The organism is Curtobacterium sp. VKM Ac-1395, assembly GCF_015350975.1.
Taxonomy (GTDB): Bacteria; Actinomycetota; Actinomycetes; order Actinomycetales; family Microbacteriaceae; genus Curtobacterium.
In genome coordinates this window covers 553259-572410 of sequence record NZ_JADKRX010000001.1, presented here as the reverse complement: position 1 = coordinate 572410, position 19152 = coordinate 553259, and the positions used below count along the sequence as shown (strand labels likewise).

The following is a 19152-nucleotide window of genomic DNA, read 5'->3' as shown; positions in this document are numbered from 1 at the left end:
GGCGCACCCTCGTCACGCTGCCAGCAGCGCGTCCTCCGGCCAGTGACACGTGCCGCGGCCAGTGGCCTCGGGTCAGATGTCCCAGCCGTCGTCGGCCCAGGTCGACAGGCGGCGGGCGGCCTGGGGCTCGTACCGTTCCATCCACCCGCGCTCGAGCCGCGCCACCGAGCGGTCGAACGCCGGCACCAGGTCGAGGTCGGCGCGCAGCAGGGCCTGCAGCTGCAGCCCCTCGTACAGCGCGATGAGCTGTTCCGCCCCGCGGCGCGGGTCCATCGTGTGCGGTGCACGCCCGACGGCGATGTCGTGCTCGAGCCCGCGCTTGATCTGCAGGAAGAAGAGCTGGTAGCGGGAGCGGAGGTACGTGGACATCGGGTGCGCGGGGTTGCCGGCGACCGAGAGCAGCGCCACGAGCAGGCGCATGAGTGCCGGGTCCTCGGCGTTCGAGGCGACGATGGCGCGGAGGAGCTCGACGGTCGTGCCGTTGCGTCCGACGTCCTGGGTGACGTCGTCCATCCGCGTGCCGTTCCAGCGGTCGAGCGCGGCGAGGACCAGGCCGTCCCACGACGGGAAGTGCTGGTGCAGCTCGTACACGCTGATCGCGAGCCGGTCGGCCACGTCCTCGGGACGGGCCTCGTGGAAGGGCACGTCCCGGAGCAGGTCGACGGTGGCACCCACGATCGTGATCCGCAGGTGCAGGGTCGCGGCCGCGGCGGCTGCTGCCGCGGTGTCCGCGCTGGTGTCTTCGAGCATCGTGCCCTCCGTCGATCCGGGACGCCGAGCCGACGTCGTCGTGGCGCGTGTCCGATCCGCGGACGTCCTGTCCGCATGGCCGTCCCAGGACGGGCGGCTGGGCAAGTCAACCGCGTTCCGGCGCCGAGCAGCATCCCCGGTCCGGGGGGCGTGCGGAAGGGGGACAGTGCCGTACACGCCCCCGTCGCGGTCCTGGCGGGTCCCCGGCCGGTTGTGTGACCATGCCGCCATGACCCCGAACGACCCCATCGCCCAGGGACTGGCCACCATGGCGTCCGCCGGCTTCGAGTTCGGCGGCGACACCGACCAGGTCGCGCACGACGTCCGCACCATGTGGGAGCAGCTCGGCCGGCCGCACGGCGCGTTCGACGCCGCCGCACACGCGATCGCCGTGCTGCCACAGCGGCCCGAGGTGCCCGTCGCCGACCAGGCACGCCGCCGGGAACTCGAGCGGGCGTTCGGGATCAACCCCGTCGAGATCGAGCTGGCCGCCGCGATGTCGGCCCGCGAACTGCTCGAGGCCATGGCGAGGAGCTGCGGCGTCTCGGGCTGAGCCGGTCACGCACCGTCGGACCCCACTTGCGGGACGGCAGGAAGGTTAGGCTACCCTTACTGCGTGGTCGATCTCCGAGCTGATGCCGTCACCGTGGCCTACCAGGGTGACCCGGTCGTGCACGGGGCGTCGCTGGAGCTCGTCGCCGGCCGCGTGACGGCCCTCGTCGGACCGAACGGTTCGGGGAAGTCCACGCTGCTGCGGACGATCGCACGACTGCAGGCAGCGCGGAGCGGCTCGGTGGCCCTGCACGACGGGACGACCGAGGCGCCCGTCGACGGCCTCGCGCTCTCGCCGAAGGCCTTCGCCCAGCGCGTCGCACTCCTCACCCAGGGCCGACCGACCCCCGGGGGCCTCCGCATCCGCGACGTGGTCGCGTTCGGCCGCCACCCGTACCGCTCACGCTTCGGCGGGTCCGACCCCGACGGCGCGGCGGTCGTCGAGCACGCCCTCGACGTCACCGGCCTGCGCGACCTCGCCGACCGGCACGTCGACCAGCTCTCCGGTGGGCAGCTGCAGCGTGTCTGGCTGGCGAGCTGCCTGGCGCAGGAGACCGGCGTGCTGCTGCTCGACGAGCCGACCACCTACCTCGACCTCCGCTACCAGGTGGAGCTCCTCGACCTGGTCCGCGACCTGGCCGACGAACGGCACATCGCCGTCGGCGTGGTCCTGCACGACCTCGACCAGGCCGCAGCCGTCGCCGACCGCGTCGTCCTGCTCGAGGCCGGGGTCGTCGTCGCGGACGGCACCCCCACCGAGGTCTTCACCTCCGACGGACTCTCGGCCGTGTACGGCATCCGGATCGACGTCGACCACGACCCCTCCACCGGACGCCTGCGCACCCGCGCCGTCGGCCGACACCACACCCGCACCGAAAGGCTCCACAGCAGCTCATGAAGCGCCTCCTCACCGCCACCGCCGTCGCCGTCACCCTCGCGGTCGGCCTGACCGCCTGCGGCACGACCCAGTCGGCGACCGACACCACCTCCTCGGCGTCGAGGATCACCGTCACCGACGCCACGGGCACGAAGGTGACGCTCGACGGCCCCGCGGAGAAGGTCGTGGGGACCGAGTGGAACGTGGTCGAGGACCTCGAGACCCTCGGTGTCGCACCGGCCGGGGTGGCCGACGTCAAGGGCTACTCGGCGTGGGACTCCGCCGTGCCGCTCACGGGCGACCCGAAGGACATCGGCACGCGCGGTGAGCCGAGCACGGACACCATCGCCTCGATCGCGCCCGACCTCATCGTGGCGACGACCTCGCTCAAGTCCTCGGTCATCACGCAGCTGCGGAAGATCGCGCCGACCCTCGTGGTGGAGTCCGCCGAGGGCACCGACCAGCTCGCGAACATGCGGAAGACGCTCGACCTCATCGCGACGGCGACCGGCACCACCGCGAAGGCGACGACGGTGTGGAAGGGCTTCGAGTCGAAGCTCGCGGACGCGAAGCAGGAGCTCGACGACGCGGGCAAGGCCGGGACGAAGGTGGCCTTCGCCGACGCGTACGTGCTCTCGAACCAGGTGACGATCCGCCCGTTCACGAAGACCTCGGCGATCGGCGCCGTGAACACCGCCCTCGGCCTCGAGAACGCGTGGACGATCACCGGCGACCCGGCGTACGGCCTCGGCTCGACCGATGTCGAGGGCCTCACCGCGCTGCCCGACGACACCACGTTCCTGTACATCGGCAACGACGTGGACGGCGACGACGTCTTCGCGGAGACCCTGGCGTCGAACGACGTGTGGAAGTCGCTGCCGTTCGTCGAGCGAGGCGCCGTCCACCGTCTGGACGACGGCATCTGGATGTTCGGCGGCCCCGGTTCGATGGAGGCGTACGTCGACGCCGCCGTCGCCGCGATCACGAAGTAGCGGGTGGTCGACACCGCGGCGCGGGTCCGCGCCGGTCGTCCGGCACGTGCTCGGACACGACGCGTCTCCCTCGGCGTCGCGCTGCTGCTCGGTGGACTCGTCGTGGTCGCGCTCCTCGCCGCGATCGAGGTCACGCAGGGCACGGCGGACGTCGGGGCCGGTGCGCTGTGGAAGGCCGTCACGGGCAACGCCGACCGCGCTGACGCCTCGGTGGTCGTCGCCTCCCGCCTGCCGCGGATGGTCGCCGGGCTCCTGGTCGGGGTGGCCCTCGGCGTCGCCGGCGCCGCGATGCAGGCCGTCACCAGGAACGTGCTCGCGTCGCCGGACACGCTGGCCGTCAACGCCGGTGCCTACCTCGCGCTCGGGCTGGGGTCCGTCTCCGGCATCGGGTTCGGGGTCCTGGCACAGTCGGGCCTCGCGTTCCTCGGCGGTCTCGGTGCCGCGGCGGTCGTGCTCGCGCTCTCGGGCCTCGGCAGCGGGACCGTCCGGCTGGTGCTCGCCGGGTCGGCCCTCGCTCTCGGCCTCGGTGCGGTGACCAACGCCCTGGTCCTGCTGTTCCCCCAGGAGACGCAGGGGATGTACGCGTGGAGCCAGGGCGGCATCGCGCAGAACGGCTTCGGCGGCCTCGTGCCGATGCTGCCGTTCCTGGCGGTCGGCGTCGCCGGGTTCGTCGTCGTGTCCCGCCGGGTCGACGCCCTGGCGCTCGGCGACGACACCGCCCGTGGCCTCGGCGTCCCCGTGCACGGCACCCGGGTCGTCGCGATCGTGCTCGCCGTGGTGCTGTCGGCAGCGGCCGTCACCATCGCCGGCCCGATCGGCTTCGTCGGCCTCTCCGCCCCCGCGCTCGTCCGGCCCCTCGCCCGACGCTTCCCGACCCTGCACCGGTCGTGGGCGGCGTTCCCGGTCGCCGGGCTCGTCGGCGCCGGCATCGTGCTCGCGTCCGACGTCCTGCTCCGCGCGGTGGTGCGCGGAGACGCGGCGACCGCGGTGCCGACCGGTGTCGTGACGAGCGTCGTCGGCGCGGTGTTCCTGGTCGTGATGGCCCTCCGCACGCGCGACGCCGGCCAGTCCGGGCAGCTCGAGGGGGCCCGCACGCCGGGTCGGTGGACCGTGCCCGTGGTGATCGGCTCGCTCGTCGTGGTCCTGGTCGGGGTGGTCGTGGCGTCGGTGCTGCTCGGCGACGCGAAGCTGCTCCTCGGCGACGTGACGAACTGGCTCACCGGCCGGGCGAACCAGGCCATCGCGTTCATCCTCGACACCCGGGTCCCGCGGGTGCTGGCCGCACTGCTCGCCGGAGCGGCCCTCGCGCTGGCCGGCACGGTCGTGCAGGCCGTCACACGGAACCCGTTGGCCGACCCCGGCGTCCTCGGGGTCTCGAGCGGCGCGGGCCTCGGCGCCGTCGTCGTCGTGACCGCGGTGCCCGTCGTCGGGACCTGGACCACGGCGGGCGGGGCGTTCCTCGGCGCAGCCGTCGCCGCCGCGATCGTGTTCGGTCTCGCTGCCCGCGGTGGCTTCCGCCAGGACCGCCTCGTGCTCGTCGGCATCGGCGTCTCGTCCGGGCTCACCGCGATGATCAGCCTGGTGATCGTCCTGACCGACCCGTTCAACGCCACGAAGGCGTTGACGTGGCTCTCCGGTTCGACCTACGGCCGCACGTGGACGGACTGTCTGCCGGTCGCCGTCGTCCTGGTGGTGTCGCTCGCGGTGGTCGTCGCCCGACGCCGCGAACTCGACCTCGTCTCCCTCGACGAGGACACCCCGCGCCTGCTCGGCGTCCGGCTCTCGCGCACCCGGGCCGGCTTCCTCGCGGTGTCGGTGCTGCTCACCGCGACGGCGATCGCCGCGGTCGGGACGATCGGCTTCGTGGGACTCGTCGCACCGCACGCCGCCCGGGCCCTCGTCGGTCGGAAGCACGCCGCGGTGGTGCCGGTGGCCGTGCTGCTCGGGGCGGTGCTCGTCTGCGTCGGCGACGTCGTCGGGCGGACCGTCATCGCACCGGCGCAGCTCGGCGCGGGGATCCTCACCGCCGTCATCGGCACGCCGTACTTCATCTGGCTGCTGGTCCGCACGCCCCGCTGAGCGCCGCGGCACCAGCGCGCCGCGCCCGCGCCGCGTCCGCGCCCGCGCCGCGCCCGCTGGCCCGGAACGCGGATGGTGCGAGGTTCCCCTCACCGTGCGGGCACAGGACCCAGCACGGCGAGCGGAACCCCGCACCATCCGACGACAGCCGCTGCGGCAGGCCTCAGGCCGCCGGAGCGCAGCCGCTACGGCGTCGGCATGCCGCCGTCGACGTGGAGCGTCTCCCCGACGACGTACGACGACTCGCCGCTCGCCAGGAACACGTAGGCCGGCGCGAGCTCGGCGGGCTGGCCCCAACGGCCGAGGTAGGTCTGCTCACCCGCGGACGGCAGCGCCTCCGGCGGCTGACCACCGGCCGGCTGCAGCGGCGTCCAGATCGGGCCCGGTGCGACGGCGTTCACGCGGATGCCCTTCGGCGCGAGCTGCGCGGCGAGGCCCTTCGCGAGGTTGTTCACGGTGGCCTTCGTGGCCGCGTAGTGCACCAGGTGCGGCGACGGCGCGTAGGCCTGGATCGAGGTCGTGTTGATGATCGTCGAACCCGGCTTGAGGTGCGGGACGGCGGCCTTCGTGATGCGGAAGGTGCCGTAGACGTTCGTCTTGAAGGTCTCGTCGAACTCGTCGTCCGAGATCTTCGTGATGTCGTCGACGTTCTGCTGCTTGCCGGCGTTGTTCACCAGGATGTCGAGCCCACCGAGCTCCTGCACGGCGGTCGCGACGAGCTGCTCGCAGAACTCGAGGGACGTGATGTCACCCGGGATCGCGACGGCCTTGCGGCCGGCTGCCTCGATGAGCGAGACGATGCGGTCGGCGTCCTCCTGCTCCTCGGGCAGGTAGCCGATGGCCACGTCGGCACCCTCGCGGGCGTAGGCGATCGCGACGGCGGCGCCGATGCCGGAGTCACCGCCGGTGATGAGCGCCTTGCGGCCCTCGAGTCGGCCCGAGCCGCGGTAGGTGTCCTCGCCGTGGTCGGCCGGGACGTTCTGCGCCATCTCCGCGTCCGTGCCGGCACCCTTGAGGTACTGCTCGTCGGGCGTCTTGTCGGCGTAGAGCTTCGTCGGGTCCTGCATCGTGTACTGGTCGATCTGCTGGTCCGTCATGTCCCTCACGGTACGCAGCGGGGTCACCGCACCGCCCAGGAGGCTGTCCCCCGGTTGCGCACACCGGCCACGGTCCGTCAGGCGCGCGCCGTCACGACCGGTCGCCGAGCACCGCGCGTCCTCCGGCGGACCCGTCGGTGACGTCCCCGGCGCTGCCGTGGCCCGACGCCATCGCCGCCAGGAGGCGGACCTTGTCGGCGCTCTCGCCGTCCGCGTCCGGGTGGTAGAGGACGAACAGCAGTCCGTCCACCGGGAACTTCTCGCGGTGCATCCGCATGGTCCCGAGCGACGGGTGGTGGACGACGGTCGAGTTCCCGGCGAGACGGCGGACGTCCTGCCGGGCCCAGAGTGCCCGGAACCGCGCACTGGCCATCGACAGCTCCCCGACGACCTCGACCGCCCGGGTGTCGGTGACGTCGTCGCCGACCGTGTGCCGGAAGGACGCGACCGCGTCGGCCGTCGCGGTCTCCCAGTCGTCGTGGAACTCGCGTTCCTCGGCGTCGAGGAGCAGCGACCGCAACCGGTTCTCCCCCGGGGTCAGGCGCGGCGAGAACGCCGTCGCGATCGCGTTCGCGGCCAGCACGTCGAAGTGGCGTCCCTCGACGAACGCCGGCAGCTCGAGCGTGTCGAGCAGCTGGTGCAGCCGTGCCGGCACGCGTTCGGCCGGGCGGCGACGCCGTGGCGACGGGCGGCTCGCTCCGAGACCGAGGAGGAACTCGGTCTCCACGTCGTCGAGCTGCAGCACCCGTGCCAGGGACTCGAGCACCTGCGCCGACGGGTTGCTGTCCCGCCCGCGTTCGAGTCGCAGGTAGTAGTCGAGGCTGATCCCGGCGAGCAGCGCCACCTCCTCGCGCCGGAGTCCCGTGACCCGCCGGTTCCCACCGGGGGCGAGTCCGACCTGCTCCGGCGTGACGAGACCGCGCCGTGCGAGCAGGTACTCGCCGAGCCGGTTCGCCGTGGGTCCGTCCATGCCGCTCACGCTACCGAGCGGCCCGGGTCGGCGGGGTGCCCTGTCACTCCCCTGGACCACGGGGGACCTCCCGCGGTCGGGGCGACGCGCGCAGCATCGTCTCGTCCCCACCACCCACTCCACGCACCAGGGAAGAGCACCACCATGGACATCCACGACCGCACCGTCCTCGTCGTCGGCGGCACGTCCGGCATCGGCCGCGGACTCGCCCGCCGGTTCGCCGACGCCGGCTCCACCGTCGTCGTCGGCGGGCGCGACACCAGCCGGGTCGACGACCTCGAGACCGTCTCCGTCGACGTCACCGACCCGGAGTCGGTCCTCCGCGCCCGCGACACCGTGCTGGCGGCGCACCCCGACCTCGACCTCGTCGTGACGATGTCCGGCGTGATGCTGCTCGAGGACCTCCGCGACCCGGCGCACTTCGCGTCCTCGGCGACCACGATCGACGTCAACCTGCTCGGCACGATCCGCGTGCTCGACGCGTTCACGCCGCACCTCGTCGCACAGGGCCACGGGGACTTCATGACCGTGACCTCCGGCATCGCGTTCATGCCGTTCCCGCTGATGGCGTCCTACGGTGCCTCGAAGGCCGCGGTCCACGCCTACAGCGAGGCCCTCCGCGCGCAGCTCGTCGGCACGGGCGTCGGCGTCACCGAGCTCGTCCCGCCCGCGGTCGCCACCGCGGGGCAGGAGCAGGTGAACCCGAACGCGCTGCCGCTCGATGCCTACCTCGACGAGGTCGTCGGGCTGCTCACGCGGACACCGACCCCGGACGAGGTCGTCGTCGAGCGCGCGCAGGCGCTGCGGTGGGCCGAGCGCGACGGCACCTACGCCGCGCTGCTCGAGCAGCGGTCGCAGTCGCTCGCCACCCTGCCGGGGCGCTGACCGGCCGAGCAGCGGTCACGCACGGGAGGCCGTGGTCACCCCCGGCGTTCGGCCGCTGTCCGGTGCGGGGCGAGGAACGCGTCCGTCTCGGCCCGGGTGGGCGCCGTCGCCGGCCCCGGCCGGGTGACCGCGATCGCCGCGGCCGCGTTCGCGCGCCGGACCGCGGCGAGGATCCCCTCACCACGGGAGAGCGCCGCGACGAGCACGCCGCCGTGTGCGTCCCCGGCGCCGTTCGTGTCGACGGCCGTCACCGGGAAGCCCGGCATCAGGACGGGCCCGTCGGGCAGCGACGGATCGGCCACCCAGCACCCGGCCCCGCCGTCGCGCACCAGCACCGTGCCGGGCGCTCCGGCGGCGATGGCGGTGACCGCCTGTCGGAGGTCGGCCGACCCCGGGGACAGGAGCCGAGCCTCCCGGGCGTTCGTGGACAGCACGTCCGCACGCGCCATGACGGGGCCGAGCACCGCCGGGTCGAGCGTGTCGACGAGCGGCGACGGGTCGAAGACGACCCGCACACCGGCAGGGACGGACCCGAGCCAGGCCGCGATCGCGCGGCCGTTCACGGGGTGCGCCAGGCCGTAGCCGGAGACGAACAGCGTGTCGTCGTCGTGCAGCGTGACGCGGGCGAGCTCCTCGGCACCGAGCCGGCCCTCGGCGCCGACGCTCGTGACGAAGGTGCGCTCGGTCGAGGCGTCCACGAGCGCGACGCAGTAGCCGCTGTCGACGTCGTCGAGGCCGGGCTGCAGGACCTCGACGTCAGCGTCGACGAGGGCTCGGCGGACGACGTCGCCGAACGGGCCGGTACCGTACTGCCCGGCGAACACGACCTCCATGCCGTCGCGGCGCGCGGCGACCATCGTGTTGAGCCCGCCGCCGGCCGTGATCTCCGACGACGACGCGATGACGTCGCCGCCGGGCTCGGGCATGGTGCCGATCCGCATCACGATGTCGACGACCACGTTGCCGACCGAGACCAGCCGGGACATCAGGCGCGCTCGCGGACCGGCATCGGGGCGGACTCGTCCGCGGGTTCGTGCAGGACGCCCCTCGGGCCACCGCTGAGCGCGTAGATCGCGGCGGCGACGATGAACGTGACGATCCAGCCGAGGCCGTTCGCACCGATCCACGTCGAGGAGAACGCCCCGACGAAGACCGGGTCCGCGTCACCGACCTGCACGTTCGTGAACAGGAACCCGACGACGATCGCCACGCCCCAGGCGATGACGGCACGCCAGGCGATGCCGCCGGAGTACCAGTAGCGGCCGCCCGCACGGAGGTCGAGCAGGGCCTCGGGGTCGTACCAGGTGCGTCGGACGATGTCGGCGATGAAGACGCCGAGCCAGGCGGTGATCGGGACGGCCAGCACCGAGATGAACGTGATGAACGGCGCGTAGAAGCCGTCGGCCACGAGCATGAAGTACATCGCGCCGAGCGTCGTCACGACGACGTCGACGGCCACGGCCCACACCCGGGGCACCTTGATGCCGAGGGTCAGCGTGGTGAGGCTCGCCGAGTAGACGGACAGGTGGTTCGAGAGCAGCAGCCCTCCGAACGCGGCGATCAGGTACGGCACGGCCATCCAGCCGGGCAGCAGCTCGCGGATCGCGGCGACGGGGTCACCGGCCTGGGCGAGCGTCGGGTCACCGGCGGACACGAGCGCGCCGAGCCCCACGAGCAGCACGAGCGGGATGCCGGCACCGGCGGCGCTCGCGGCGACGAGCTTGGACGCGCGGACGCTGCGCTTGGAGTACCGCGCGATGTCCGCGCCGGCGGTGGCCCAGCCGATGCCGGTGCCGGCGGCGATCGTGCCGATGCCGATCGCCATCGCGGCGAACGGCCCGGCGGGGGCGCTGCCGACGACGTGCCAGTCGACGCGGAGCACCAGGAACACGGCGACGAACACGTTCAGCGCACCGAACACCCACGTCGCCCACTTCTGCACGGCGACGATGAACGCGTGGCCGAGGCCGGAGATGAGCACGGTCGCGACGACGAACACCAGGATCGCGACGATCGTCAGCAGCGGGGCGTGCTTGGCGTCGCCGTCCGTACCGAACAGGATCGTGAAGAGCGACAGCAGCACGAACGCGGCCGTCGTCGTGTTCACCGTCTCCCAGCCCAGCCGGGAGAGCAGCGACACGAACGTCGGGCCGATGTTGCCGCGCACGCCGAACACCGCGCGGCTCAGGGTCAGACCGGGTGCACCGCCCCGACGACCCGCGACCGAGATCACGCCGACGACGGCGAACGACCCGGCGGCGCCGATCACGGCGACGAGCAGCGCCTGCCAGATGTTCAGGTGCTGGAAGGCCACCAGGGTCGCCCCGAGCGGCAGCCCGAGGATCGAGATGTTCGCGGCGAACCAGACCCAGAACAGCGCGCCGGCGTTCCCGGTGCGCTCGGCGGCGGGGACGGGCTCGATCCCGCGCTGTTCGATGCTGGTGAGCGTGCCGCTGGAGTGGGGAGCGGTGTCGGACATCATTCCTCTTACGTCGTCGGAAGGGCTTCGGGGGGGGGTGGGAGCGGGGAAGGGCCCGGTCGATGGCGCTGGGGGGACGCCACCGACCGGGGGCTCGGGGGGCTACGCGGTGGGGCGCAGCGCGAGGAGCGGCGTCACGACGTCGGCGAACCGCAGGTCGTTGACGCGCTCGACCTGCTCGGCGGCGCCGTCCGGCCACGCCGACGGTCCGTGCACGGCGCCGAGCACTGCGCCGGCCATCGCCGCGATCGTGTCGGTGTCGCCGCCGAGGCTCGCGGCGGTGCAGAGCGTCTCCCACGGGTCGAGGTCGAGGGACACGAGAGCGAGTGCCGCCACGACGGACTCCTGGCTCGCGACGCTGGTGCCGATCACGCCGTCGACGGTGGCGATGCGCTCGTCGGCCGGGATCGTCGGCAGGAACCCGCGCGCCCAGCGCGTCTTCGCCGCGATCGAGGCACCGGCGACCCAGTGGCCGCGGCGCTCCCCGATCCGCGCCGCGGCGACCGCGACGTCGAGGGCCTCGGCCCGGGAGGCCCCGTCGATCCCGGCGCTCACCGCGGCGGCGACCGCGGCGGCACCGGCGATGCCGAGCCCCGTGTCGTGGGTGACCCGGCAGGCGTCCTGCACGGCGTCGACCAGCGCTTCGAGGTCGTCGGCCCGCGTGGTGATCCCGACCGGGCTGATCCGCATCGCCGCGCCGTTCGTGGTCCCGGTGGAGCCGGCCTCGGACACGGGGACACCGTCGAGGATGCGCTGCACGGCGGTCTTCGTGCTGGGGCCGAGCAGGTCGAGCGACCCCTTCGCCGCCATCGCCCGCTCCCAGGCGATCAGGGCCTCGGCGAACCGGGTCGGGTCGAGCCGCCCGTCGCCCTCGACGAGCAGCCGGGCGACGAGGACCGCCTGCTCGGTGTCGTCGGTGACGCTCGCGGCGGGCATGCCGTGCGCGATCCGCTGCCGGGGGCCGGCGTCGACGAAGCCCGTGATGCGCCCGTGGTCGGCGCGGATCTCGGCGAGGGACATCGACTGCGTGGGCATGCCGAGCGCGTCGCCGATCGCGAGGCCCTGGAGGGCGGCGAGCGCGTGGTCGTGGGGGGTCATCGGGCGGTGTCCTGTCGTGTGGAGCGGTCGTGGGTCCGGTTCGGGGTCGTCGACGCCGGGGTCGTCAGCTCTGCGGACGGCTGACCGAACCGCATGTGGATCCGGAACCGGTCGGGGTCGAGCAGGCTGTCGACGGCCTCGACGAACGCTCCCCCCGCGGACCGGGAGACCCGTCGGCTGTGCAGGAAGGGCGTACCGGCGGGACGACCCAGCACGAGCGCCTCGGACTCGTCGAGCGGGCGGACGTCGATCCACTGCTCGGCCCGGGCGGGGACCAGGCCGGCCGCCGCGATGGTGGCGCTGAGGGACCCGTCGACCAGGCCGTCCTCGACGGATCGGTCCAGTCGGCCGACGCGGGGGACGAGGCTCCGCTCGTAGGAGACCGCCGGTCCGTCGACGACCGAGCGCACGCGGTCGACCGCGACCAGCTCGGGATCGGCCCCGACGACGCTGGCGAGCTCGGGGTCCACGACCCGCTCGATCCGGAGCGTGACCGCCCGGACCTCGGCGCCGCTGCCGGCGATCGACCGCGCCCAGCCGGCCCGCGGGTCGAGGGCGGCGCCGTCGAAGGTCACGACGGACCCGATGCCGCCGTGGGTCGCGATGTACTCGTCATCGGCCAGGTCGGCGAGCGCCGCGCGGACGGTGCCGCGGCTGACCGAGAACCGCTCCGCCAGCTCGTGCTCGCCCGGCAGTCGCTCACCGTGGCCGTAGCGGCCCGTCCCGATGGCGTCGCGCAGGGCGTCGGCGACGAGGCGTCGCTTCGATGAGACGGGCATGGCAGGAACGGTACATGTACAAGACCTGTCCAGTCCAGGAACAGCCGGTTCACGAAGGGCCGGGAGGCTCGCCCCGCCTCCGTCACGAACATCACGGTCCGGTGACGGCCCGGCTCCGATTCGGTAACACCCGTCGCACATCCGGGGTCGTGGTCGTACCGTCGACGAGTGACTCCCCGGACCCTGCTCGTGCTCGGCACCGCCGCGCTCGCCGTCCTGGCGGGCGTGACGTCGGCCGACCTCGCGCGTGGGTCGCTGCCCGACGACCGTGCCGTCGCCGCCGAGCTCACCCCGTCGCCGAGCGCCACGTGGGTGCCGAGCGGCAAGCTCAAGCGGGTGGACACCATCGAGCTCGACGCCGAGGCCATCACGCTCCGCGACGGCCGTCGGACCGTGGCCGTCGCCTCCATGCGGGACGCCGGCACCACCGTCCGACTGCTCACACGGCTCCTCGGGTCGCCGTCCCGGTCGCAGACCCCCGAGGGCTCCGGTGGTCGCTGCTACCCCGCCACCACGACCTCCACGTGGGGCGGCGCGGTCCGTGTCGCCGCGCTGGCCACGCCGTCGGCGCTCGGCAACTCGGTGGAGGTCCGGGTCCTCCGCGACGAGGTCCGCACCCGTGCCGGTGACCTCGTCGAGCTGCAGGGCCCGCACGGCGTCCAGGTCGGCGACGACGTCGAGGACCGCATCCGTCACGCCGATGCCGATGACCGCGAGTCACTCGGATCCGAGGACGCCGAGGCCTGGCAGGTCCTGCTCGAGGACGGCTGGTCCTCCGACCATCGCGGTGCCGGCAGGAACGGCGTCTCCGCGCTCACCGACGGCACCACGGTCACGGTGATCGGGTCGCCGATGCCCGTGCACGCGACGCGGGGCTGCTGAGCCCGCCGCCCTGCGACCCGAGGGTCACATGCGCAGGGTCGCGATGACCGGGAAGTGGTCGCTCGCGAACCAGGTCTCCGGCCCGTCGTGGTCGATGCGCACGCGGTCGACGCCGGTGACGTCCTTCGTGAGGACCCAGTCGATGCGCTCCCCGGAGTCGACCGGCGGCTCCCAGTCGTTGTACGTCGCCGTCCGGTCGTCGGGGTCACCGGCCACCGTCCAGGCGTCCGTGTACCCGGCCTCGGCGAAGACGCGGGACGCGCTCCCCGTCCCGGCCGGCTCGTTACAGTCGCCCGCGACGACGACGGGCCCGCCGGTGCCGGCCAGACGCTCGACGATGAGGGCGGCGCTGCGTCCGCGGACCTCGTCGCCGTGCGCGTTCGGCTCGTGGTCGAGGTGCGTCGTCAGGAGCGTGAACGTCGGCCCCTCGACGTCGAGGAAGCGCACGTGGTTGGCGATGCGCGGGTAGACGCTGCCCCAGGTGTTCGACGCGGGCTCGTCCGGGGTGTCGGAGAGCCAGAAGGAGCCGTCCTCGTCCGGGCGGAACCGGCTCGTGCGGAAGAAGACGGCCGCGTGCTCGCCCGCCGTGCCGCCCTCACGGCCCTGGCCGATCGCGGTGTACCCGGGCAGTCCCTGCCGCAGGTCGTCCATCTGGTGGTCGAAGGCCTCCTGCACGCAGAGGAGGTCGGGGTCGTTGCGACGGACGATGTCCAGCAGGACGGGGACCCGGGCCGGCCAGTTGCGCGCCGGGTCGGGGTTCTTCACGTTGTAGGTCATCAGGGTGATCGGACGGGCTGCGTTGTCCACCCGTCGACCGTACCCGTCAGTTGATGCAGACGCCGTCCTTGCCGTAGCTCTTGACGTCCGTCGACGACGGCGCGGGCTCGGAGGACTCCGACTCGGTCGGCGCCGGTTCCGCGGCCGGGGCCGAGCTCTCCGCGGGTGCGGGTGCCGCCGCGACCGGCTGGGCCGTCTTGCCGTCCGTGCCGAGGACGAGCTGCACGCCGGTGACCGTCGTGGACCGCACGGCGACCGCCCCGGGCACGACCGCGGCGACGGCCTTCGCCTGTGCCTCCATGCCCGACGGGTACCGCACCAGGGTCGTCTTCGTGGTGTCCGACGAACCCGGTGCCCCCACCTGGAAGCCGCGAGCGCTCAACACGCCCCCGGCGTTCGTCGCCGCGCCCGTGATCCCGCTGCCGTTCAGCACGGTGACCGTCGTGGCGGCGGGCTGTGCGGCGGTCGCCTTCGTGTAGGCCTCCGGCTCACCGATGAGGCCTTGCACGAACGCGGGGAGCCCGACGGTGTCGACCTCGACGATGGAGACCGCGTAGCCGTTCGGGTAGATGGTCGGGGTGCCGAGCGTCGGGATCGTGGCGGACTGGATGGCCGCCGGCCGCAGGTTCCGCAGCTTCGACGCGAGCGAGATGAGGTCGGTGTCGGTCTGGATGGACCCGCCGACGGCGCCGAGGATGTTCCCCATCTTCACCGGGTTGAGCAGCGTGCCGGCGGAGAGGACCTTGCGGGCCTCCTGGGACAGGAAGTACTGCTGGCGCACGCTCCGGTCGAGGTCGCCGTTCGGCAGGCCCTTGCGCTGCCGGACGAACGACAGCGCCTGCTTGGCGTCGAGCGTCGACACCCCCTGGGGCAGGTCGACGCCGGAGTCCTTGTCCTTCGCCGCCTGGTTGAGGCAGACCTGGACGGGGCCGAGCTCCTTGACCACCTGGTAAAAGCCGAGCAGCGAGACCCGCACGTAGTGGTCGATCGTCAGGCCGCTGAGGTCCTGGATCGTCTGGATGAGCAGCTTCGCCCCGCCGGTGTCGCCGCCGCCGTTCAGCGTGCCGTAGTGGAACGCACTGTTGAGCTTGCCCTTGCCGACGCCCGGGATGTCGACCCACGAGTCACGCGGGAACGACATCATCGTCGCCTGCGTGCCGTCGGCGTTGAGGTGCAGCACGATCATCGTGTCGGTGTTGGTCGCGCCACCGTCCGACTCCGTGCTGAGCTCCGCCATCTGCTCCGGCGTCGCGTTGTCGGGCCGGTGGTCGTCACCGACGAGCAGGATGTTCTGCGCGGTGCCGTCCACGTCGTCCTTGGCGGGCGTGTTCCCGGCGATCGCGTCGATGCGGGTCACGCCGCCCGACAGCCGACTGTAGGCGTACGCCGCGTAGCCGCCGCTGAGCAGCAACGCCATGGTCAGCACGCCTGCGACGGCGGGGAAGACCACACCGACGCCACGCTTCTGGCGGCCGTGGCGGGGCGGCACGGCGCCACCACGGCGGCGCAGGCTCGTCTCTCGGGGTTCGCTGCTCACTGCAGCACGATAACCGGTGACCGTGTGGCGAGTGTGGGATCCGCCTGCGAACCGCTCCTCTGGCCGGCCCTGCGCGGGGGCTCAGTCGCGCGTCGGGAGCAGGTGCACGGCCTCCATGGCGAGCTCCGCCGCGATCGGGTCCTTCGCGCGCACTGCGGCTGTGAGCTTCGCCAGCTCGGGCAGGATGACCGCTGCCGGCACGAGTTCGGCGAGCTCGGGCACGCGGAGCTTGAACGCGAGTCCGTCCGTCGTGGAGCGGCAGAGCTGCGCGAGCGACGGGTTGCCGCAGGCGTCGGCCCACATCGCGTAGATGTCCGTGCCGTTCTGGGCGACCGCACCGATCTCGTCCCGGCCGATCCGCGCCGTGGCGTCGTCGAGCACCTTGACGATCTTCTTCCGCTCGGCGTCGGTGAACCGCGGGACCGCCAGGCGGACCACGCCGCCGTAGATCACGCCGAGCGTGCGGTAGGCGTCGAGCAGTTCCGCCGACGTGGGCGCAGCCACCCGCGTGTAGCGGTTCGGTGCCATCTCGATCAGACCGGCGCGCGCCAGCTCGGCGAGCGCTTCGCGGATCGGGGTGCGGGAGACGCCGAGCCAGGCGATCAGGTCGTCGTCGTTCAGCCGCTCCCCCGGCTCGAGCGTGCCGTCCATGATCGCGTCCCGGATCTTGTCCTGCACGGTGTCTCGGAGGAGCTTGCGCTCGGCTGCTGGCTGCGTCGAGGGAACTGGCATGGTCTCAGCGTGTCACATGTCACCCGGTCGGCGCGAGAGGCGCGATGGCCACCAGGCGTGCCGACCGAGGTCGTGCACGATCGCCGGCACGAGCAGCGAGCGGACCACGACCGTGTCGAGCAGCACACCGAACGCGACCACGAACGCGATCTGCACGAGGAACAGGATCGGGATCACCCCGAGGGCGGCGAACGTGGCGGCGAGCACCACCCCGGCCGAGGTGATGACCCCACCGGTGACGCCGAGCCCGCGCAGGACGCCCTCGCGCGGGCCGGAGCGCAGGGACTCCTCGCGGACCCGGGTCATGAGGAAGATGTTGTAGTCCACCCCGAGCGCCACCAGGAACACGAACGAGAACAGCGGCACCGCGGGGTCGGCCCCCGGGAAGTGGAAGACGTGGTCGAACACGAGCGCCCCGACCCCGAGTGCGGCGGCGAAGGACACGATCACGCTGCCGATGAGCACGAGCGGAGCCACCACGCTCCGGAGCAGCAGCATCAGGATGAGCAGGATCACGACCAGGACGACGGGGATGATCAGCGTGCGGTCACGGATGCCGGTGTCGTTCGTGTCGATCGCCGTCGCCGTCACGCCCCCGACGAGCGCTCCCGGGTCCGCCCGTTCGACGGCGGTGCGGAGGTCCCGGACGGTCCGCTCGGCGGCCGGGGAGTCCGCAGCGTCCGTCAGCGTCGCCTGCAGGAGCACCTGCCCGTCGGACACGGTCGGCCGGGCATCGGCACCCGGTACCGCGCCGCCCTGGGTCGCGTCACGCTGGGCCTCGGCACGCACCGGCACCGTGCCCGTCGGCGAGTCCTTCGCGACCGCGACCACGTCGTCGACACCGCGCACGCCGGTGACGGCCGCGGCGAGCTCGTCGAGCCGGTCCGCGTCGCCCAGGACCTGCGCCGGGCTGCCGGACCCGGCGGGGAAGTGGTCCGCGAGCACGGCCTGACCGTCACGGGCCTGGGACTGCCCGATCACCAGGTCGCTCTGCGGGACCCCGTCGGCCCGGAGTCCGAACAGGCCGGCGCCCATGGCCAGCAACCCGACGGTGCAGACGATCCAGACGACCCGCGACCGCCGTGCGACGAGGCGGGCGACCCGCGCCCAGAGCCCGCGGGCGTCCGGCCCGGTGACGACGGGGTGGGCGCTGCCGTACGCCGGTCGCAGCGGCCAGAACGCGGCCCTGCGGAACGCGAGCAGCAGTGCCGGCAGCAGCGTCAACGCGGCGAGCACGCTGAACGCGACGCCGATCGCGGCGACCGGTCCGAGCGCCTTGTTCGAGTTGAGGTCGGAGAGCAGCAGGCAGAGCACGCCGACGATCACGGTGCCCCCCGACGCCAGGATCGGCTCGAGGCTGCCGCGGAGTGCGGCCCGCGTCGCGTCCCACCCGGTGCGGTGGTCACGGAGCGCCTCCCGGTACCTGGACGTGTAGAGGAGCGCGTAGTCGGTCGCCGCACCGATGACGAGGATCGACAGGATGCCCTGCACCTGCCCGTTGACCGTGACGACGCCGGCCTTCGCGAGCGCCCACACGACGAGGATCGAGGCGGTCAGGGCGAACGTCGCCGTCCCGAGCACCAGGAAGGGCAGGAGCGGCGAGCGGTAGACGACGACCAGGATGACGAACACCGCGGCCAGGGCGACCCCGAGCAGGATGCCGTCGATGCCGGCGAAGGCCTCGGTGAGGTCGGCGGTGAACCCGGCCGGCCCGGTGACGTACCCGTGCACGCCGTCGGGCAGCGCGTCGTCCACGTCCGTCCGGATCGCCGCGACCGCGGTCCCGGTGTCGGCGGCGCTCGTCAGCGTGGCGACGATCTCGACGGCGTCCCCGTCCGCGCTCGGGATCGGCGGGCTGACCGCGTCGACGTCGGAGCGGTCGGCGAGCCGGTCCACCAGGGTCGCCGCGGCGGCGGAGTCGGCGTCCCGCAGGCCGCCGTCGCGCTCGAGCACGATGACGGCGGGGGCACCGGTCTCGTCGCGGAAGGCCGCGGCGCGGTCCTGCACCGTCGTCGCGTCGGCCGACGCCGGCAGGAACGAGGTCTGGTCGTTCGTGGAGACCTCGGAGACGCGGCCGAAGAAGGGGCCGCCGATCGCGGCCACGACGAGCCAGACGACGATGACGACGGCGGGGACCACGATGCGCAGGAAGCGGGACACGTCGGCGAGCGTACACCGATCGTCAGCATGCTGACTGCTTTGCGGTCCAGGGAGGACGCCGGTGACCCGACCGTAGACTTGCTCCATGGACGACGCCCCCGCCGAGTGGCCCCTCGGGCGACTCCTCGCTGCGGCGGCCCGGGCCGTGGAACGGGACTGGGACGAACGACTCCGCGCGATCGGCCTGCAGCACGCGGCGCTCATCGCGATCGACATCCTGATCAGGACCGGCCCCACCGGCGCGGACACCCTCGCCCGCGCGGCGCGGGTCCAGCCCCAGACGATGTCGCGCACCCTCGAGCGACTCGAGCGCGACGGGATGGTCGAACGCACCGAGCACCCGGACGACCGGCGCCGGCGGGTCGTCACCGTCACGGACCACGGCCGGGCGATGTGGGACACCGCCAGGCACATCGAGCGCGAGGTCCTGCCCGACGACCCGCAGCTCCGCGCAGCCCTTGGTCGGATCCTCCACAGGTCCTGACCACATCACCTCTGAAATACCA

The 19152-nt window shown here is 73.1% G+C and carries 18 protein-coding genes; 7 read left to right on the top strand and 11 right to left on the bottom strand.

What is annotated here, in order from left to right; genetic code table 11:
* Nucleotides 1–72: 72 nt before the first annotated feature.
* On the bottom strand, nt 73–750 hold the full coding sequence (locus tag ITJ68_RS02925; RefSeq protein ID WP_194659827.1) for a hypothetical protein: 678 nt from the start codon (nt 748–750) through the stop codon (nt 73–75).
* Between the two features lie 229 nt (nt 751–979).
* Between ITJ68_RS02925 and ITJ68_RS02920 the strand changes: the two genes are divergently transcribed.
* From ITJ68_RS02920 to ITJ68_RS02905, 4 genes are all read left to right on the top strand, one after another.
* Nucleotides 980–1303: a hypothetical protein gene (locus ITJ68_RS02920; protein ID WP_071279059.1), complete on the top strand. Its 324-nt coding sequence runs from the start codon at nt 980–982 to the stop codon at nt 1301–1303.
* A 63-nt stretch (nt 1304–1366) separates the two neighbouring features.
* A complete protein-coding gene (locus ITJ68_RS02915) occupies nt 1367–2200 on the top strand; it encodes an ABC transporter ATP-binding protein (protein ID WP_194659826.1) in 834 nt (277 codons plus the stop codon).
* A complete protein-coding gene (locus ITJ68_RS02910) occupies nt 2197–3171 on the top strand; it encodes an iron-siderophore ABC transporter substrate-binding protein (protein WP_194659825.1) in 975 nt (324 codons plus the stop codon). Before ITJ68_RS02915 ends, ITJ68_RS02910 begins: the two co-directional genes overlap by 4 nt.
* Before the next feature lie 3 nt (nt 3172–3174).
* On the top strand, nt 3175–5250 hold the full coding sequence (locus ITJ68_RS02905) for an iron ABC transporter permease (RefSeq protein WP_194659824.1): 2076 nt from the start codon (nt 3175–3177) through the stop codon (nt 5248–5250).
* Nucleotides 5251–5435: 185 nt separating this feature from the next.
* Here the strand turns inward: ITJ68_RS02905 and ITJ68_RS02900 are convergent, their stop codons facing one another.
* Together ITJ68_RS02900 and ITJ68_RS02895 are read right to left on the bottom strand one after the other, a co-directional pair.
* Nucleotides 5436–6347, bottom strand: coding sequence for an SDR family oxidoreductase (locus ITJ68_RS02900; protein ID WP_194659823.1), 912 nt, complete (start codon nt 6345–6347; stop codon nt 5436–5438).
* A gap of 91 nt (nt 6348–6438) precedes the next feature.
* Nucleotides 6439–7317 carry a helix-turn-helix domain-containing protein gene (locus ITJ68_RS02895; protein WP_194659822.1) on the bottom strand — a complete coding sequence of 293 codons (879 nt, stop codon included), beginning with the start codon at nt 7315–7317 and terminating at the stop codon, nt 6439–6441.
* A gap of 144 nt (nt 7318–7461) precedes the next feature.
* On the opposite strand from ITJ68_RS02895, the gene ITJ68_RS02890 reads away from it, so the two are divergent.
* A complete protein-coding gene (locus ITJ68_RS02890; protein WP_194659821.1) occupies nt 7462–8202 on the top strand; it encodes an SDR family oxidoreductase in 741 nt (246 codons plus the stop codon).
* 35 nt (nt 8203–8237) lie between these two features.
* Here the strand turns inward: ITJ68_RS02890 and ITJ68_RS02885 are convergent, their stop codons facing one another.
* The 4 genes from ITJ68_RS02885 to ITJ68_RS02870 all read right to left on the bottom strand — a co-directional run bounded on the left by ITJ68_RS02885 (nt 8238) and on the right by ITJ68_RS02870 (nt 12558).
* Nucleotides 8238–9188, bottom strand: coding sequence for a PfkB family carbohydrate kinase (locus ITJ68_RS02885; protein ID WP_194659820.1), 951 nt, complete (start codon nt 9186–9188; stop codon nt 8238–8240).
* Nucleotides 9188–10681 carry a purine-cytosine permease family protein gene (locus tag ITJ68_RS02880; RefSeq protein WP_228504445.1) on the bottom strand — a complete coding sequence of 498 codons (1494 nt, stop codon included), beginning with the start codon at nt 10679–10681 and terminating at the stop codon, nt 9188–9190. Before ITJ68_RS02880 ends, ITJ68_RS02885 begins: the two co-directional genes overlap by 1 nt.
* Nucleotides 10682–10783: 102 nt before the next feature.
* Nucleotides 10784–11779 (bottom strand): ADP-ribosylglycohydrolase family protein, encoded by a 996-nt coding sequence (locus tag ITJ68_RS02875; RefSeq protein WP_194659818.1) that lies wholly within the window; start codon nt 11777–11779, stop codon nt 10784–10786.
* Nucleotides 11776–12558 (bottom strand): GntR family transcriptional regulator, encoded by a 783-nt coding sequence (locus ITJ68_RS02870; protein ID WP_194659817.1) that lies wholly within the window; start codon nt 12556–12558, stop codon nt 11776–11778. The genes ITJ68_RS02875 and ITJ68_RS02870 overlap by 4 nt, the downstream gene beginning before the upstream one ends.
* 168 nt (nt 12559–12726) lie before the next feature.
* Between ITJ68_RS02870 and ITJ68_RS02865 the strand changes: the two genes are divergently transcribed.
* Nucleotides 12727–13440: a hypothetical protein gene (locus tag ITJ68_RS02865; RefSeq protein ID WP_194659816.1), complete on the top strand. Its 714-nt coding sequence runs from the start codon at nt 12727–12729 to the stop codon at nt 13438–13440.
* A 24-nt stretch (nt 13441–13464) separates the two neighbouring features.
* Here ITJ68_RS02865 and ITJ68_RS02860 read toward each other — a convergent pair whose 3' ends face one another.
* From ITJ68_RS02860 to ITJ68_RS02845, 4 genes are all read right to left on the bottom strand, one after another.
* Complete coding sequence (locus ITJ68_RS02860) at nt 13465–14247, bottom strand: endonuclease/exonuclease/phosphatase family protein (RefSeq protein ID WP_194659815.1); 783 nt, start codon at nt 14245–14247, stop codon at nt 13465–13467.
* A gap of 16 nt (nt 14248–14263) precedes the next feature.
* Nucleotides 14264–15754 (bottom strand): LCP family protein, encoded by a 1491-nt coding sequence (locus ITJ68_RS02855; RefSeq protein ID WP_194659814.1) that lies wholly within the window; start codon nt 15752–15754, stop codon nt 14264–14266.
* 81 nt (nt 15755–15835) lie between these two features.
* Entirely contained in the window at nt 15836–16486 is a 651-nt protein-coding gene (locus ITJ68_RS02850; RefSeq protein ID WP_194659813.1) for a GntR family transcriptional regulator, read from the bottom strand.
* A 12-nt stretch (nt 16487–16498) separates the two neighbouring features.
* Nucleotides 16499–18646, bottom strand: a complete 2148-nt coding sequence (locus ITJ68_RS02845; protein WP_323743198.1) for an MMPL family transporter — start codon at nt 18644–18646, stop codon at nt 16499–16501.
* A gap of 85 nt (nt 18647–18731) precedes the next feature.
* Between ITJ68_RS02845 and ITJ68_RS02840 the strand changes: the two genes are divergently transcribed.
* Nucleotides 18732–19130 carry a MarR family winged helix-turn-helix transcriptional regulator gene (locus tag ITJ68_RS02840; RefSeq protein ID WP_194659811.1) on the top strand — a complete coding sequence of 133 codons (399 nt, stop codon included), beginning with the start codon at nt 18732–18734 and terminating at the stop codon, nt 19128–19130.
* The last annotated feature ends 22 nt before the right edge of the window (nt 19131–19152 follow it).